This window comes from Myxococcus sp. AB036A (genome assembly GCF_006547355.1).
In the GTDB taxonomy this organism is placed as follows: domain Bacteria; phylum Myxococcota; class Myxococcia; order Myxococcales; family Myxococcaceae; genus Myxococcus; species Myxococcus virescens.
Genome location: NZ_VHLC01000052.1, coordinates 25,306 through 40,051 on the forward strand (window position 1 = coordinate 25,306; position 14,746 = coordinate 40,051).

Genomic DNA, 14,746 nt, shown 5'->3' on the forward strand with positions numbered 1-14,746 from the left:
GTCGTTCATGACCTGTACCTACATCCAGGTCGAGTGATGGCTGGCGAATCTTCTCGCGTCGCAAATTGTCAACGCCGCTTCATCCCTCAAGTAGACTGTGGTGGTCATGACGCGGCCTGTGTCCGCCTACGCCCCTCGAAGCGAACGCAAGCCGTTGTACGTGAAGGTGGTGACGCAGCCCGCGCTCCATGGGTGCTGGGCCGTCAACATCAGTGAGACGGGCATCGGGCTCATCGCCACGCCGCACACGCCGTCCGAAGGGCCGCGTGAGGGCGAGGACGTGGAGCTGTCGTTCTCCCTTCCGGACTCCGGTGAGCACATCCGCGTGCGCGGCGTGGTGCGCTGGCGTCACGACGCGTCCGGCGCGGTGGCGGCCATGGGCGTGAGCTTCCGCGCCTTCGAGGAAGCGGACGGCGTGAAGCTGGCGCGCTACCTCGCCTCGTCGCACCTCCAGGTGGTGGTGGCCTTCGCCACGGAGCAGGAGGCGCGCGCGGTGACGGCCGCGCTGGACGGGGTGGCCAAGCTCCACTTCGCCGCCAGCCCGTCGGACGCCCACGCGCTGGTGACGCGCGGGGACGCGGCGTGCCTGGTGGTGTGCGGTCAGGACGAGGAGCAGGCCCTGGCCCTGGTGGAGTCCCTGGCCGCCCGCCGCGCGGATGCGGACCCTTCCGGCGCGGGGCCGCCCAGTGACCTGGCATCGCGAATCGTCTACTGCGCGCCGGCCGCGCCGGAGCGGCTGGTGGCCCTCTTCAACGCCGGGCGCATCTTCCGCGCGCTCGGGCCTTCACCCACGCGGGAGGCCCTGCACCAGGCGGTGCTTCAAGCGGGGCGCGAGCACGGCGTGCGCACCGAGCAGTGGCGCATGGCGCTGGAGCTGGAGCGCAGCTTGCTGCGCGAGCGCGCCCTGTCGCAGAAGCTGCCGCCGGCCCCCGGTGGGCGCGGCGGGGACGAGGTGGGCTTCCGCAGCGCCGCCATGCAGCGGGTGATGGAGCTGGTGCGCCTGGTGGCGCCCCACCGCGTGGCCGTGCTGCTCCAGGGCGAGACGGGCACGGGCAAGGAGGTGCTGGCGCGCATCCTCCACCGGCTGAGTGGCCGGGGGGATGTGCCGCTCGTGGTGCAGGACTGCGGCGCGCTGTCGGAGACGCTGCTGGAGAGCGAGCTCTTCGGCCACGTGAAGGGCTCCTTCACGGGCGCGGTGGCGGACCACCCCGGGCTCTTCGTGCTCGCCAACGGCGGCACCATCTTCCTGGACGAAATCGAGAACACCACCGCCAACCTCCAGGCCAAGCTCCTCCGCGTGCTGGAGACGGGAGACGTGCGTCCGGTGGGCGGCACCCAGGTGCGCCACGTGGACGTGCGCGTGGTGGCCGCCAGCAACAAGGACATGGGCGAGGAAGTGCGCGCCGGCCGCTTCCGCGCGGACCTCTTCTACCGGCTCAACAGCTTCACCGTGGACATTCCCCCGCTGCGGGACAGGCCGGAGGACGTTCCGGAGCTGGCGCTCTACTTCCTGGAGCTGTTCAACCGCACCTTGCGCCGCTCAGCCAGCGGCATCGCGCCGGACGCGGTGGACGCGCTGCGGGCCTACGCCTGGCCGGGCAACGTGCGCGAGCTGCGCAACGTCATGGAGCGCTCGGTGCTGCTCTCCCGCCCGGGCGAGGTGGTGTCGCGGCGGCTGCTGCCGCCGGTGCTGGGCTCCACCCTGGCCCTGCGCAACGAGCCGGGTGGGGATGGCTCGCTGCGCGCGCGGCTGGATCGCGTGGAGCGGGAGTTCATCCGCGAGGCCCTGGAGCGCCACGGCGGGGTGCTGCGGCGCGCGGCCGTGGCGCTGGGGATGGACCCGGTGACGCTGGGCCGGCGGGTCCGGCGCCACGGCTTGTGGAAGGGAGACACCTAGCACTTGCGCCTCAGTGGGCGCGAATCCACTGGAGCATGGGCTTCCAGACGCGCACGCGCGCGTCGTCCGCCAGGAACAGGTCCGCGTGCCCGTAGTCCAGGGCGCGCGCGGTTTCCGGCAGCGTGCTGATGTTGAGCAGGGTGACGTCCCGGCTGCCCAGCAGCGTGACGCTGTGCTCGCCGTAGCGGCCCACGCCGCCCGCGGCGCCCACGTACAGAACCGGCACCTTCACGTCACGCAGGCGGTCGCCGTAGGGCACGTGCTTCCCGCAGGCCCACGCCTCCGTCTCCACCACCTCGTTGATGCTCTGGTACGGGGCGGCGCGCTGGCCGAACTCGAAGAGGTAGCCCTCGTGGGTGAAGGCCAGCCGCTCCGGCAGGCCCAGGGTGTCCGGGGTGCTGCCCATCAGGTGGTAGGCCGGGACAACCGGCTGCAACGGCGCGAAGAGCACGCTCGTCGCGCCCGCCGCGACCAGGGCCAGCTTGCGGTTCGAGGGCCGGCCCGTGCCCGGCCCGAAGATGTCGTCCTGCACCAGCGGCGACGGCGCGGCCGGCTGCACCGCGGCGAGCTGGCCAATGGCCTGCAGCATGATGCCCGGCGCCGGCCCGAGCAGGCCCCCCTCCAGTTGGCCCTCCTGGCGGGCATTGCTCAGCGCCTCATAGCGCTCACACGCCCACGCCTGCTGCTGCGCGTCCTCTGGAGAGAAGCGCACCGCCATGTCCATGGGGATGAAGCCGTCCACCAGGCGCAGCGCGCGCGGCAGCCGGGCCTCGCGGTTGAGGTACGCGTAGCCCACCACCGCGCCCCGGCTCCAGCCCAGCAGGTGCATGGTGCCCATGAAGTTGCCGCCCGCCAGCCGCAGCAGTTTCGCCACCCCCAGCGCCACGCCCACGTCGGCCGCATGCGTTTCCAGCGTCCAGTTCTTCATGAAGCGAAAATCCTGCGTGTCCTGCGGCACGCCTGCCCACCGCAGGTCGATGCCCCACACGTCCACGCCCTCCTTCGCCAGGTACGCGGCGATGGACTGCTCCGGCGGAACGAATGCGGAGCCGATGCTGGAGAGGAACGCGGCCTCGAATCCCCACCCGTCGCCGTGCACCATGAACACCGCGCGCGTCGCACGCGCCGGCCGCCACGCCCGGTCCTCCCGCACCACCCGGTGCAGGGTGATGACGTCCTGCTGCGACGGCCCCACCTGCAGGCGGTGGCGGTAGTGGGCCACGTCGCCGAACAGCGCCACCCGCTCACTGCCTCCCAGATTGCTGGAACCGAGGAGCGCGGCGCTGACCGGCGCGCCTTCCGCCAGCGCCACGCCCTGGAGTGCCGCGGCCCGTGAGACAGCGTGTCGCATGTCATCAGAAGGAGCCCCTTCGGCGGTTCGAGCCAACGACAGACATGCCAACGAGACGCAGAGGAAGAACACGGAACGCATACAGACCTCGGATCGGCTGAAGAGGTTCGGGGGAGTCGAGTTACGCCGGCCCATGACGCCCCTGACGTGTCGCCCCCCCGAGCAGAATTCACGCCAATCATTAAACCCCTGTAACTCCTGGAGTGTTATCCAGACAGGGACTTCATGGGTGAATGCCACTGTGGATCGAACCTCTGACATCCCCTGCCAGGTGGGGTACTTCGGCGCGTGCTTCATCGCTGAAGCCCGCGCATCACCGGTGCGGCTTCCGGGGCGTCACGAGGAACCCAGCAGGGATTGAGAGGCGTGGGTGACGAGCGCGCGCAAATGACCACAGGCGACCAGAACGGGCAAGAACCGATTAGCTCTCCAGTACGGGTGGACTGACGGGGTCCGAACGGCACCAGGTGACGTGGGAGGGGTGCTGAACACACGCGCCCGTGGGGCTCTCGCCACCCTCCTGGGTGGGGGGCACATGGAAGCCAGACTTCAACGTGAGGCGGCCCATGTTCGAGCAGCGGTTCCAGCGCAATCTGGGCGTGGTGGATGCGGAGACGCTGGACAAACTGTCACGCACGCATGTGTTGGTGGCGGGCGTGGGCGGCGCGGGTGGCCAGTGCGCGGTGGACCTGGCGCGGCTGGGGTTCGGCGGCGTGACGCTGGCGGACTTCGACGTCTACGAGCGCCACAACATGAACCGGCAGGTGGGTTGCTTCGAAAGCACGTTGGGCCGCTCCAAGGTGGAGGTGGTGGGGCGGATGTGCCGGGACATCCACCCGGCCCTGCGGCTGCGGGAAGTGCCGGAGGGCATCACCGAGGCCAACGTGGAGGACGTGCTTGGCGGGGGCGGTGCGCTGGGGCCGGTGGATTACGTGGTGGAGGTCATCGACATCGCGGGGGCGCATGAGAAGCAGGTGCTCCACCGCGCCTGCCGCCAGCGTGGCGTGCCGGTGATGACGGGGCTGATGTTGGGATTCGGCGCGGCGCTGCACGTCTTCCAGCCGGACGCGCCGCTGTACGAAGCGCTCTACATCCTGCCGGATGGGCGCATCGACCTGCCGGCCATCATCCCCCACCTGGGAAGCTACATGCTCCGCGAGTACATGGACGCGTGCTTCCAGGGCCAGGGCCACGCCCCCACCTGCGTGGTGGGCGCGACGAGCGCTGCGGGGATGATGGTGACGGAGTTGACGCGCGCGGTGATGCGGGGCCCCCGGTCCATGGTGTCGTGGCCGGAGTACCTCTATGTGGACTTCTTCGACCACAGCTTCGTCCGGGGCACCGCCGCGTCGGCCCTGGCGCGGCGGGCGGTCCCGGCGTCGCGGGCCGGAGGTGCCCCGGCCGCGAGCTGACGTCGCTGGACGGAAGGACGGGCCGCGCTCACACCACGCCGCGCGCCCGGGCCTCCTCGATGACCTTCACGCCGTCCACGCCCAGGCTCTTGCCCAGGTAGGGGGCGACGAGGTCGGCGTGCTTGTGCACGCGGTGGAAGGCCTCGTCGAAGGTGCGCGTCACCAGGTTGATGCCAGAGATGATGACCCGCTGCAGGTTGTATTGCAGGTCATTGCCTTCGACGATGGCGTGAATCTCCGTGAAGAGGGGGCGCGCGTCCGAATGGAAGGTGGACAGGTTGCGCCGCTGCTCCGAATTGGGCACGGAAGACTTCGGTGAAAGGCTGGCGACGAGGACGAGCGGGTGCTGAAGCTGCTCGTGCGCGCCCTTCATCTGCTGGAAGACGGTGTGGATTTCTTCCTGACTGGGTGGTGCCTCCCAGCGGAGGAAGAACACTCTGCCGATGATGGCGGTCTTGTAGACGGATGTGGCCATGATGTCCCCCTGCTGCTGCCGCGGTGATTCCACCGGGAAATCCCGGTGCCCCTTCGCCAGGAACGAACGGCGGCGCCTGGCGGTCTGCGCACCCATTGGCGCGCGTCCCTGGAGCAGACGGAATCAGACTGGAGGGCGGACATCCGCGGCCCGACATTGCCCCGCCGGGCCGCGAGGTGTCCGGCCCCCGACGAATCGGGGGCCGGCGGGGACATCAGTTGCCGGTGAGGGTGATCTGCTCAGCCGGCGCGGCGGCGATTTCCTCGGCGGTGAAGAGGATGGGGCGCCACTGCTTCTGGGAGAACAGCCGCGTCTGGTCCGCGTAGTACGGCGAGGCCGGGTTGCTGGACTCGCTGTAGGTCAGCAGGGCGCTGGCCTGAACGCCGGTGGGCGTGAACTCCATGGCCATGATGAAGCTGCTGCCGTTGTTGATGACGTAGCCGCCGTTGGCCAGGGCCGTGCGTCCGTTGACGACGGTCCGCGTGGCGCTGCCCACCTCGGCTTTGGGCGTGGTGGACTTCAGCGTGCCGAAGCCGACGATGTTCGCCGCGCCATCGTAGTTGCCGCCGCCGTGGATGGGGATGCGCTCGCCGCTCACGCGGGGGGTGAACTGCGCCTCGCCCAGCGGGAGGTCCAGCGCCAGCCCCGCGCGCGTCAGCGTGGTCACGGCCTGGGCCAGCTTGGTCAGGACGGGGTCGGTGCCCTGGGCGGGCGCGGGCGCCAGCGTGTGGGGCGTGGCGATGGGGTTGGCCGGGTCGAAGGGCGTGGCGTACAGCGCCGGGCTCGCCTGCAGCTCGCCCATGGTGAACGTGCCCGCGAACTCGCGCCACACGATGGCGCCCACGCTGTCCAAGTCATAGCGGCGGTCCCACTGGGCAAGCAGCGAGCACGCCTGGCTGATGTCCACGGTGTCCGCGCCGTAGGGCACCGTCGTGTGGCCGGTGCAGCGGGCCACCACGTCGTCGACGAGCAGCTCGGCGATCATGCCGCGGTTGTTGAGGATGGCGTCCTGCAGCTCGGTGCGGGTGAAGAGGCCGTCCGCGCCGGACGCGCCACCTTCGCCCTGCTCGGTGAGCATGACGGCGTTGAGGCGCGTGCGCGGCGTCTGGGGCACGTCCTCCAGGCCGTGCAGGGGCGAGAAGCCCTTGAGCGGCGCGGCGGGGTTGGTCAGCCAGTAGCTGTCATTGGCGTTGAAGACGAAGTCGGTGCGGTCCAGCTTGGGCACCTTGCTGAAGGGGACCAGGCCCGGGCTGCGGGCGCCGGGCTCGTCCTGCCACTCGTTCTGGCTGTTGCTGCCGTCGAGCAGCACCAGTCCCATCTGCTGCCAGATGGCGGTGGTGGCCAGGTCCGCGCCCTGACGGGCGATGTTCCAGGTGGTCAGGGCCGCTTGGGACAGGTTCGGCGTGGGCGTGGCATCCGTGTACCAGGTGTTGCCCGCGCGGTCGGCCGCCATGGTGTTGACCCAGGGGATGCCCTGCTCGCGCGCGTAGACGGCCTTGAACTCATCCATGCTGCGGGCCTGGTTCATGCCCAGGAACTGCGCCAGCAGGGTGTCGTTCTCCAGGTTGGCGTCGCGGTAGGTGAGCACGGACTGCTCGGTCCACTCCGCGGTGCCGGGGATGGAGATGATGGGGCCGTAGTGGCTGCTGTACATGCGGCGGGTGACGTTGACGAGCGTGCCGTTGTCGAGCAGGACCAGGATGGTGATGTCCTTCCAGGTCATCTCCCGCTCTTCGTTGTCGTAGTAGTACGAGGTCGGCTTGCCCGGCACCAGGCGCAGCCCGTACAGCGTCATGCGCTGGCCGGAGGAGAAGGTGTGCGTCCAGGCCACGTCGTTGTTGAAGCCGATGAGGACCGCGGGCACGCCCAGCAGGCCCACGCCGTAGATGTCCAGCTCACCGGGGACGGTGAGGTGGCTCTCCCACAGCTTGAGCTCGCCTTCCCAGGGGAAGTGCGGGTTGGCCACCACCATGCCGTGGCCGGTGGCGGAGCGGTCGCGGCCAATGGCCCAGCCGTTGCTGCCCACCTGGTGCAGCTCGGGCCGCTGGACCTTGACGTAGTCGCGGTCCGGCGTGCCCACGGTGGTCGCCGTCACGTCGGGCGGCGTGGCCGCGGCGAGGGCGAGGGCGACCTGGTAGCTGCTGCCCGTCAGCGCCACGCTGTAGGCGTAGGCCAGCAGGTCCACCTCGGAGATGGGGCGCACCCACTTGGCGCCGGTGCAGGGCGCGGGGAGCTGATCCTTGGGCGTCTCCTCGAGGTAGCGGTTGAAGCCGGCCGCGTAGCCCTTGAGCATGGCCTGGAGGGTGGCGGGCTGCGTGCTGAAGCGCTCCGTGGCGCGCGCGTGGAGGCCCAGCGAGCGGTAGGCGAAGTCGCTGCCCGCGTAGGTGCTGCCGGGGCCCATGCCCATGAAGCGGGCGCGCTCGCCGCGCACCTTGAGGATCTGATCCGCGAGGATACAGACGTGGTCCTGGGCGAAGGCATAGCCATTGCCGTACGCCACGCTGCCCATGTCCTTTCCGGTGATGTGGGGGACGCCGTGGGCGGTGCGGCGGATGGTGACTTCGTAGGTGGGCGTCGGGGTCGGAGGCGTGCCTTCGTCGTCGTCACCACAGGCGGAGCTGAACAGCAGGCTCACGCCTGCGAGAAGGGAGAACTGCCAGCGGGTGCTCCGCGTACGCCGGAGCACACCGCGCCGGAGGGGCGAGGGAGATTTGGGGTGCATGACAGTCGTCGAGCGTAGGGAGTGGCTGATCACACCGTCAAAATGTTTCTGAAACTGGAATGGTTTCTCACACCGCCGGGCACAACGCAGTGTGGCAAGAACGAGCTTCCGGCCGAGCGGGAGGGGTGTGGTAGGAAATCGCGCATATGTCGACCGAGCCGTCCCGTGCCCGCCGCCCGCGCCGTCACTTTTCGATGATTCGCACGTTCGTGCTCGCTGACTTCGTGACGCTGGGCAACGGCTTCGCGGGCGCGGGCGCCATCCTTTCCTCCATGCAGTACCTGGCTTCCGGGGACGTGAGCTGGCTGTGGGTGGCCTTCGGCCTGATGCCGGTGGCGCTGGTGATGGACGTCATGGACGGGCGCATCGCGCGCTGGCGCTTCAAGAAGTCGCCTCTGGGCGCGGACCTGGACTCACTGGCGGACGTCATCTCCTTCGGCATGGCGCCGGCGGCGCTGGCCTTCGCGGTGGGGATGCGCGGCTCCCTGGACGTGGCGGCGCTCCTCTACTTCGTGGCGTGCGGCATCAGCCGGCTGGCGCGCTTCAACGTCACGTCGGCGGACCTGTCGGACGAGTCCGGGAAGGTGAAGTACTTCGAGGGAACCCCCATTCCCACCAGCCTGGCGCTGGTGATGGTGATGGCCGCGGCGACGTGGGCGGGGCGCATCGGTCCTGACTTGTGGGGTGGTGAGTGGCGCCTGGGACCCTTGGTGCTGCACCCGTTGGCGCTGATGTACGTGGCCAGCGGAAGCGCGATGATCAGCAAGACATTGCGCATCCCGAAGATTTGATAGCGGACACCCACCCACCCCTGGGCGCGGGGTTACCCACGCATGGCCGGTTGCCCACCCTGAAGTGGGTGCCTAGCTTCGCCACCGTTCCTTCCGCCGTCCCCCATGTGGGGCGCGCGGCGGCCAAGGTTGACGGTAGTGGGGAAGGGGTGGGCCATGACAGGGCGCTTGGGCTGGGTCGCCCTCGCGGTGGTGGGGTTGCTGGTCGGTTGTGCGGATCGCGAGCGCTCGGCGCTGGCGGACGGACGGCTGACGGCGACGCCGGGTGGCGTCGACTTCGAGCGGGTGGCCATCTTCGATGCGCGCGAAGCGGAGATTTCGCTGCGCAACGTGGGTCGCGCACCCGTTGACGTGAACGAGGTCTGGGTGGAGGGCCCCGAGGGGGCCTACCGCGCCGAGTTCACCCATGAGGGGCCGCACAGCTTGCAACCCGGGAGCGCGTGCTCGCTGCGCGTGCGCTTCGCGCCGCCCGCCGAAGGTTCCCTGCCGGGGGTGTTGGTGGTGCGCTCGGATACGCGCATCGAGCCCCTGCTGCGCATTCCCCTGACGGGCACCGGTGTGGATGCCTGGGCCCGCGTGTCGCCGCGTCGGCTGGACTTCGGCCGCATTGAAGCGGACGCCACGAAGACGCTGCCGCTGCGGCTGGAGAACCCCACGGAATTATCCGTGGAGGTGACGCCGCGGCTGGTGGGCGCGGACCGCGACGAATTCAGCGTGGAGCCGGTGACGCTGGCGCCCGGTGAGAGCCGCGAACTCATGGTGACGTTCCACCCGGTGCGGGTGGGCCGCAAGCAGGTGGCGCTGGCGGTGTCGCCCTGCCGCGGCTGCGCTGACGTGACGGTGCAGGTGGCCGCCGAGGCGCTGGAGCGCGCGGTGGTGGCCGAGCCGGAGGTCCTGGACTTCGGCGCGGTGCCCGTGGACCGGGACGCGGTGCGCGAGTCGAGCATCCGCAACATCAGCACGGAGCCGGTGACGGTGACGCAGTTGACGCTGGAGGGCCGTGACGCGTCCTTCACCCAGAACAACGCTGGCTTCCCCTTCGTGCTCCAGCCGGGCGAGGTGCGGACCTTCACGTTCCGCTACAGCCCGGACCACCAGGGGGCAGCGCAGGACACCGCGCTGTACCACGTGGAGAGCCGCCGCCATCCGACGACGCCCGTGCAGCTGCGCGGCTACGGCGGCGCGCCGGAGCTGTGTGTGTCCCCGTCGTTCTACGACTTCGGCACGCAGCCGCTCGGCGCGAAGGTGCGCGTCATCATCAACGTGAAGAACTGCGGCGCGTCCAACGAGGGCGGGCTCACCATCAACACGCTGGACTGGCTGCCACAGCAAGGTGGGGCGCCTCAGTTCAACCACACGCCGCTGGCGCTGCCGGTGACGCTGCCGCCCGGCGGCGAGGTGAACCTGGAGGTCTTCTACGAGCCCACCGAGCTGCGCGCGGCGGAGGGCTCGCTGGTGATGACGACCAACGCCTTCTCCGCGGCCATGGTGCAGATGGACTTCCGCGGCAACCCGGAGGCACACGCGCCCTGCGAGCTCACGCTCACGCCGCAGGCCCTGGATTTCGGCACCATTCCGCCGGGGCAGGGCGCGGTGCTGGGACTCAAGCTGGAGAACCGCGGCACCGACTTGTGCCCGGTGAAGAACCTCCGCCTGCGAGACGACGGCGGCGGCGTCTTCACGCTGCCGGGCGGCGACATCTACGGCGGCATCATGTACCCCGGCGACTGGTTCAGCTTCCAGGTGGCCTTCATGGCGCCCGTGGCGGGCGGCCACTTCACCGGCACCGTGCAGATTGAACAGATGCAGCCGGCCAACCCGGTGCTGCTGGTGCCGCTGGTGGCCAACACGCAGGCGGTGTGCCTGGTGGCCTCGCGCCGCTACATGGACTGGGGCGTGGCCCGGCCGGACTGCCCCGCCGAGCCCATGGAGGTGAACTTCCTCAATGCCTGCGCCGCGCCGGTGACGGTGAACGACGTGTGGATTGGGCCGGGCACCACGGATTCGGAGTTCGGGTTCTCGGCGGTGCCGGCCTCCATCCCCTTCGTGCTGCCGCCCAACGAGGCCTTCACGGTGGGCGTGGAGTACTTCGGCCTGGTGCCGGGCATGAACCTGTCGCCGCTGTACGTGGGCTCCAGTGACTTGCCGGCGCCGCTGATGGTTCCGCTGGTGGGCGAGTCGTCGATGCGCGTGGAGAAGACGGACAACTTCATCCAGCAGGACGTCAGCAAGGTGGACGTGCTGCTGGTGGTGGACAACACCGCCTCCATGGCGGTGGAGCATCCGCGACTGGTGGAGGCCATTCCGACCTTCGTGCAGACGGCGCTGGACCGGGGCGTCAGCCTCAACGTGGCGGTGACGACGACGGGCATCCATCCGGTAACGCCGACGGACCCGGCCAACGCGTGCCCGGGCGGTGCGGAGGGGGGCGAGGCGGGCCGCTTCTTCCCGGTGGACAACTCGCTGCCGCGCATCCTCACGAGCGCGACGCCGAACCTGGCCCAGCAGCTCCAGCAGAACGTGCAGGTAGGCCGGTGCGCGGAGGTGGAGCAGGGCTTCGAGGCGATGCGCCGCGCGCTGTCCCGGCCGCTGGTGAACAGCGCGGATGATCCGCGCACGCCGCTGCCCAACGACGGCAACGTGGGCTTCCTGCGCGAGGAGGCCGCGCTGGTGGTGCTGTTCGTCAGCGACGAGGACGACCACTCGCCCGACGCGGTGGACACCTATGTGGACTGGGCCCAGCAGCTCAAGGGGCAGAACCAGCCGCAGCGCGCGACCTTCTATGCCATCGCTCCGCCGGCTGAAGGCTGCGCGACGGCGGGCGGCGCCGGTACGCGCTACGCGCAGGCCACCTCCCGCACAGGAGGCGAGGTGGTGAGCGTCTGCGCGGAAGACTACCGGCCGCTGTTGCAGGCAGTGGGTGACAAGGCCTTCTCCGCGCAGGAGCGCTTCCCGCTGAGCGACATGCCGGAGCCCGGCACCGTGACGGTGACGGTGAATGGCACGCCGTCCGCGTCCGGCTGGACCTACGACGCGGCCACCAACAGCGTGGTGTTCGACGTCGTGCCGCCAGCGGGCACCCGCATCGCCATCAACTACCGCCGCTCGTGCGACGCGATGTAGCGAACGCACCCGGAGGGCCGGACATCCGGCCCTCCACAGTGGTGTCAGTCCCCGGTGCTACAGGTCTGCTTCCGCCTGTGCGGATGACCAGAAAATTGGAGGTCACCTCGCGGTGTGTACCCTGAGGTCGTACCTGCAGCTGCCGAGGAGGCACCCGGTGAACTCCCAGGATTTTGAAGGAACGATGACGAGCGCGGCCCGCCCCTCTGGACGGGCTCCAGGACTGCGCGTCATCAAGGGAGAAGGGAAGCGGAGGGAGGAGCCGCTCGCCTCCCGGGACGCCGTGGCCCGGGTGCTGATGGAGGCCGGGGCGGACCTGCTGCTGCGGCGAATCAGCCCGGCGCGGGCGGGGGAGATTGAGCGGAAGGTGGACCGGGTCCTGGACCTGTTCGACCGGGTGGACGTGGCGCCGGTACTGATGCCGGTGCTGAAGCGGCACCTGGACGAGTTGGAGGCCCTGATGCGAGAGACTCGCGAGGTGCGGGCCGCCCGGAGGTAGCCACAAAGGCCGTTTCCGGAGCAGTTGGGGGTTTGACCCTCCTTCCCGGTGCGCTTACGCTCGGGGCCATCCCGCGCCCGGAACTCGGGGCCACTCCAAGGGTGGTTGTCCAGGGGCCGGTCAGGTCGCCGTGTCCATCGAAACCTATGGCAGGTATCAGCTCCTGAGTCGTCTCGCCACGGGCGGGATGGCGCAGATCTATCTTGCGCGGCCTCAGGGCGCGGAGCCTGACAAGCGGGTGGTGGTCAAGCGGATCCTTCCGCACCTCGCGGAGAACGACGACTTCGTCAAGATGTTCCTGGATGAGGCGCGCATCGCCGCCCGGCTGAACCACCCCAACGTGGTGCAGATTTTCGACCTGGGCGCCCAGGACGACTCCTTCTTCATCGCCATGGAGTACATCCACGGCGACGACCTGCGCCGGCTGTGGCGGCAGTCGGAGCTGATGGGCCAGCCGCTGCCGGTGCCGCTGGTGTGCCGCATCCTCATCGAGGCCTGCGCCGGCCTGGACTACGCGCACAAGCGCACGGACCCGACGACGGGCCGTCCGCTGGGCATCGTCCACCGGGACGTGTCCCCCCAGAACATCCTGGTGACGTTCGAGGGCGGGGTGAAGGTGGTGGACTTCGGTATCGCCAAGGCGGCGGACCAGGCCACGGTGACCCGCTCCGGCGTGCTGAAGGGGAAGTATTCGTACATGTCCCCGGAGCAGGCGGCAGGCATGCGGGTGGACTGCCGCGCGGACATCTTCGCGCTGGGCATCGTCCTGTACGAGCTGCTCACCAGCACGCGCCTGTTCAAGCGCCCCAACGACATCCAGACGCTGACGGCGGTGTCGGAGTGCCGGGTGTTGCCGCCCTCGCACGTGACGTCGCGCGTGCCGGCGGATCTGGACGCCATCGTCCTCAAGGCGCTCGCGAAGGAGCTGCCGGACCGGTACCAGGAAGCGGCGCACCTCCAACACGCGCTGGAGGAGTGGCTGCGCGTGCACCAGGCGCCCGCCACGTCCGCGCACCTGTCCGCCTTCATGAAGGAGGTCTTCGCGGAGCGGCTGGCCGAGGAGGCCCGGGCGGGCGACGTGCTGGGCGAGGACTTGGATTCGGGGACGTCGAGGCAGGAGGCTCCGCCGCGCCGCACCGGCCTGCGGCCCGCGTTGCCGCCGCGTCCACCGTCGATGTCTCCGGAGGACGACGCGACGGCGGCGCTGCGTCCGCGACCGGCGTCCCGTACAGGCCGCTTCGAACTGGAGCCGGAGAAGCCCGCGCCGCGGCTGACGGGACAGCGCCGGGCGGTGGAGCCCGAGCGGCCCTCGCGCTCCGGCATGAACGTGACGCCTCCGCTGCCGCCGCCCGTGGAGGAGGACGCACCCACGGTGGATGCGCGCGCGCCCGCGTCCGTGACTCGGACGGACGTGAAGCTGGGCGGGGCCGCTGCTGCCGCGCCGACGGAGCCTCGTGGCGCTCCGCGGCCTTTCGGCGGCACGGGCCGCTTCGACCTGGGTGCGCCGGTCCTCCCCATGGATGACGAGGACGCCCCCACGGTGGATGCCCGCGCTGGCGCGCGCTCGCAGGCGCGGGGTGGGTTCGTCGTGGAGGAGGACGCGCCCACCATCGCCATGATGGAGACGGGCCGGCCTGCGCGGGTGGTGATTCCACTGCGGGACGGGGAGCCGCTCGAGGAGGACGCCCCCACGCTGTCGCTGGGCATGTCACGCGCGGCGAAGCGCCCCGTGGCGGCCGCGGGTAGCAAGACGTGGCTGTACGTGGGGCTGGTATTGCTGGTCGTCGTGGCGGTGGGCGTGGTGCTCTGGTCGATGCGGTCGCCGGAGCCCATGCCGGTGTCGTTGGACCCGGAGGCCGTGGTGCCCGCGCCCGTGCCCATGAAGGCTGAGGCGCCGGTCCAGGCTCCGACGGAGCTGCGGCCCCCGCCCGTGGTGCCCCAGTCTCCCGCGGAGACCGCGCCGGCGCCGGTGCGGCTGCGCATCGAGACGCAGCCCGCGGACGCGGTGGTGCTGGTGGATGGCCAACGCCACGACGAGCGGCCGGTGATGCTCGAAGCGGCGGTGGGCCAGCAGGTCGCCGTGCGGGTGGAGGCCGACCGGCACCAGGCGCAGACGCGCACGGTGACGTTGAGTGAGGACGCGGAGCAGGTGGCGCGCTTCACGCTGGCGCCCGAGCCCCGGGCGGTGGCTGCTGCGCCCGTGGCGGCGGTGGTACGCGAGCGTCCGGCCCGGCCCGAGCCCCGGCAGGAGGGGCGACTGGCCCGGGTGCGCTTCATCGTGCACCCTTGGGCGGAGGTGACGTGCGGTGGCAAGCGGCTGGGCGAAACGCCCTTCGAGGCCGTGGAGCTGCGCGTGGGCAGCTATGACTGCCGCTTCGTCAACCCCGACCTCAAGAAGACGCTCAGTCGACGTATCGAGGTGAAGCCCATCGACCTCAACGTCGTGAGCGTGAAGTTCGAATAGCACATGCCTTGG

Annotated in this window: 9 protein-coding genes; 6 read left to right on the forward strand and 3 right to left on the reverse strand. The window is 70.1% G+C overall.

Annotated elements, in window-relative coordinates; all coding sequences use genetic code 11:
- The first annotated feature begins 106 nt into the window (after positions 1 to 106).
- The gene (locus FL344_RS21285; protein ID WP_194863196.1) at positions 107 to 1,897 is read left to right on the forward strand and encodes a sigma 54-interacting transcriptional regulator; all 1,791 of its coding nucleotides are present in this window, start codon (positions 107 to 109) and stop codon (positions 1,895 to 1,897) included.
- A gap of 10 nt (positions 1,898 to 1,907) precedes the next feature.
- On the opposite strand, the gene FL344_RS21290 is transcribed toward FL344_RS21285, so the two are convergent.
- Positions 1,908 to 3,248 (reverse strand): hypothetical protein, encoded by a 1,341-nt coding sequence (locus FL344_RS21290; RefSeq protein WP_228565244.1) that lies wholly within the window; start codon positions 3,246 to 3,248, stop codon positions 1,908 to 1,910.
- A 566-nt stretch (positions 3,249 to 3,814) separates the two neighbouring features.
- Here FL344_RS21290 and FL344_RS21295 point away from each other — a divergent pair.
- Positions 3,815 to 4,660, forward strand: coding sequence for a ThiF family adenylyltransferase (locus tag FL344_RS21295; protein WP_228565245.1), 846 nt, complete (start codon positions 3,815 to 3,817; stop codon positions 4,658 to 4,660).
- Between the two features lie 28 nt (positions 4,661 to 4,688).
- Here FL344_RS21295 and FL344_RS21300 read toward each other — a convergent pair whose 3' ends face one another.
- Together FL344_RS21300 and FL344_RS21305 are read right to left on the reverse strand one after the other, a co-directional pair.
- Positions 4,689 to 5,135: a hypothetical protein gene (locus FL344_RS21300; protein ID WP_011552966.1), complete on the reverse strand. Its 447-nt coding sequence runs from the start codon at positions 5,133 to 5,135 to the stop codon at positions 4,689 to 4,691.
- Between the two features lie 214 nt (positions 5,136 to 5,349).
- A complete protein-coding gene (locus FL344_RS21305) occupies positions 5,350 to 7,770 on the reverse strand; it encodes a penicillin acylase family protein (RefSeq protein WP_305021764.1) in 2,421 nt (806 codons plus the stop codon).
- 233 nt (positions 7,771 to 8,003) lie between these two features.
- On the opposite strand from FL344_RS21305, the gene FL344_RS21310 reads away from it, so the two are divergent.
- From FL344_RS21310 to FL344_RS21325, 4 genes are all read left to right on the forward strand, one after another.
- The gene (locus FL344_RS21310; protein ID WP_141592598.1) at positions 8,004 to 8,648 is read left to right on the forward strand and encodes a phosphatidylcholine/phosphatidylserine synthase; all 645 of its coding nucleotides are present in this window, start codon (positions 8,004 to 8,006) and stop codon (positions 8,646 to 8,648) included.
- 156 nt (positions 8,649 to 8,804) lie between these two features.
- Complete coding sequence (locus FL344_RS21315; RefSeq protein WP_194863197.1) at positions 8,805 to 11,771, forward strand: choice-of-anchor D domain-containing protein; 2,967 nt, start codon at positions 8,805 to 8,807, stop codon at positions 11,769 to 11,771.
- Between the two features lie 112 nt (positions 11,772 to 11,883).
- Positions 11,884 to 12,270, forward strand: a complete 387-nt coding sequence (locus FL344_RS21320; protein WP_141619829.1) for a hypothetical protein — start codon at positions 11,884 to 11,886, stop codon at positions 12,268 to 12,270.
- A gap of 130 nt (positions 12,271 to 12,400) precedes the next feature.
- The gene (locus FL344_RS21325; RefSeq protein WP_141619830.1) at positions 12,401 to 14,734 is read left to right on the forward strand and encodes a serine/threonine-protein kinase; all 2,334 of its coding nucleotides are present in this window, start codon (positions 12,401 to 12,403) and stop codon (positions 14,732 to 14,734) included.
- Positions 14,735 to 14,746 lie beyond the last annotated feature (12 nt).

Coding starts and splice junctions, on each gene's coding strand:
- FL344_RS21295 (WP_228565245.1), top strand. CDS start 3,815: ATGTTCGAGCAGCGGTTCCAGCGCAATCTGGGCGTGGTGGATGCGGAG.
- FL344_RS21315 (WP_194863197.1), top strand. CDS start 8,805: ATGACAGGGCGCTTGGGCTGGGTCGCCCTCGCGGTGGTGGGGTTGCTG.
- FL344_RS21290 (WP_228565244.1), bottom strand. CDS start 3,248: ATGCGACACGCTGTCTCACGGGCCGCGGCACTCCAGGGCGTGGCGCTG.
- FL344_RS21285 (WP_194863196.1), top strand. CDS start 107: ATGACGCGGCCTGTGTCCGCCTACGCCCCTCGAAGCGAACGCAAGCCG.
- FL344_RS21310 (WP_141592598.1), top strand. CDS start 8,004: ATGTCGACCGAGCCGTCCCGTGCCCGCCGCCCGCGCCGTCACTTTTCG.
- FL344_RS21300 (WP_011552966.1), bottom strand. CDS start 5,135: ATGGCCACATCCGTCTACAAGACCGCCATCATCGGCAGAGTGTTCTTC.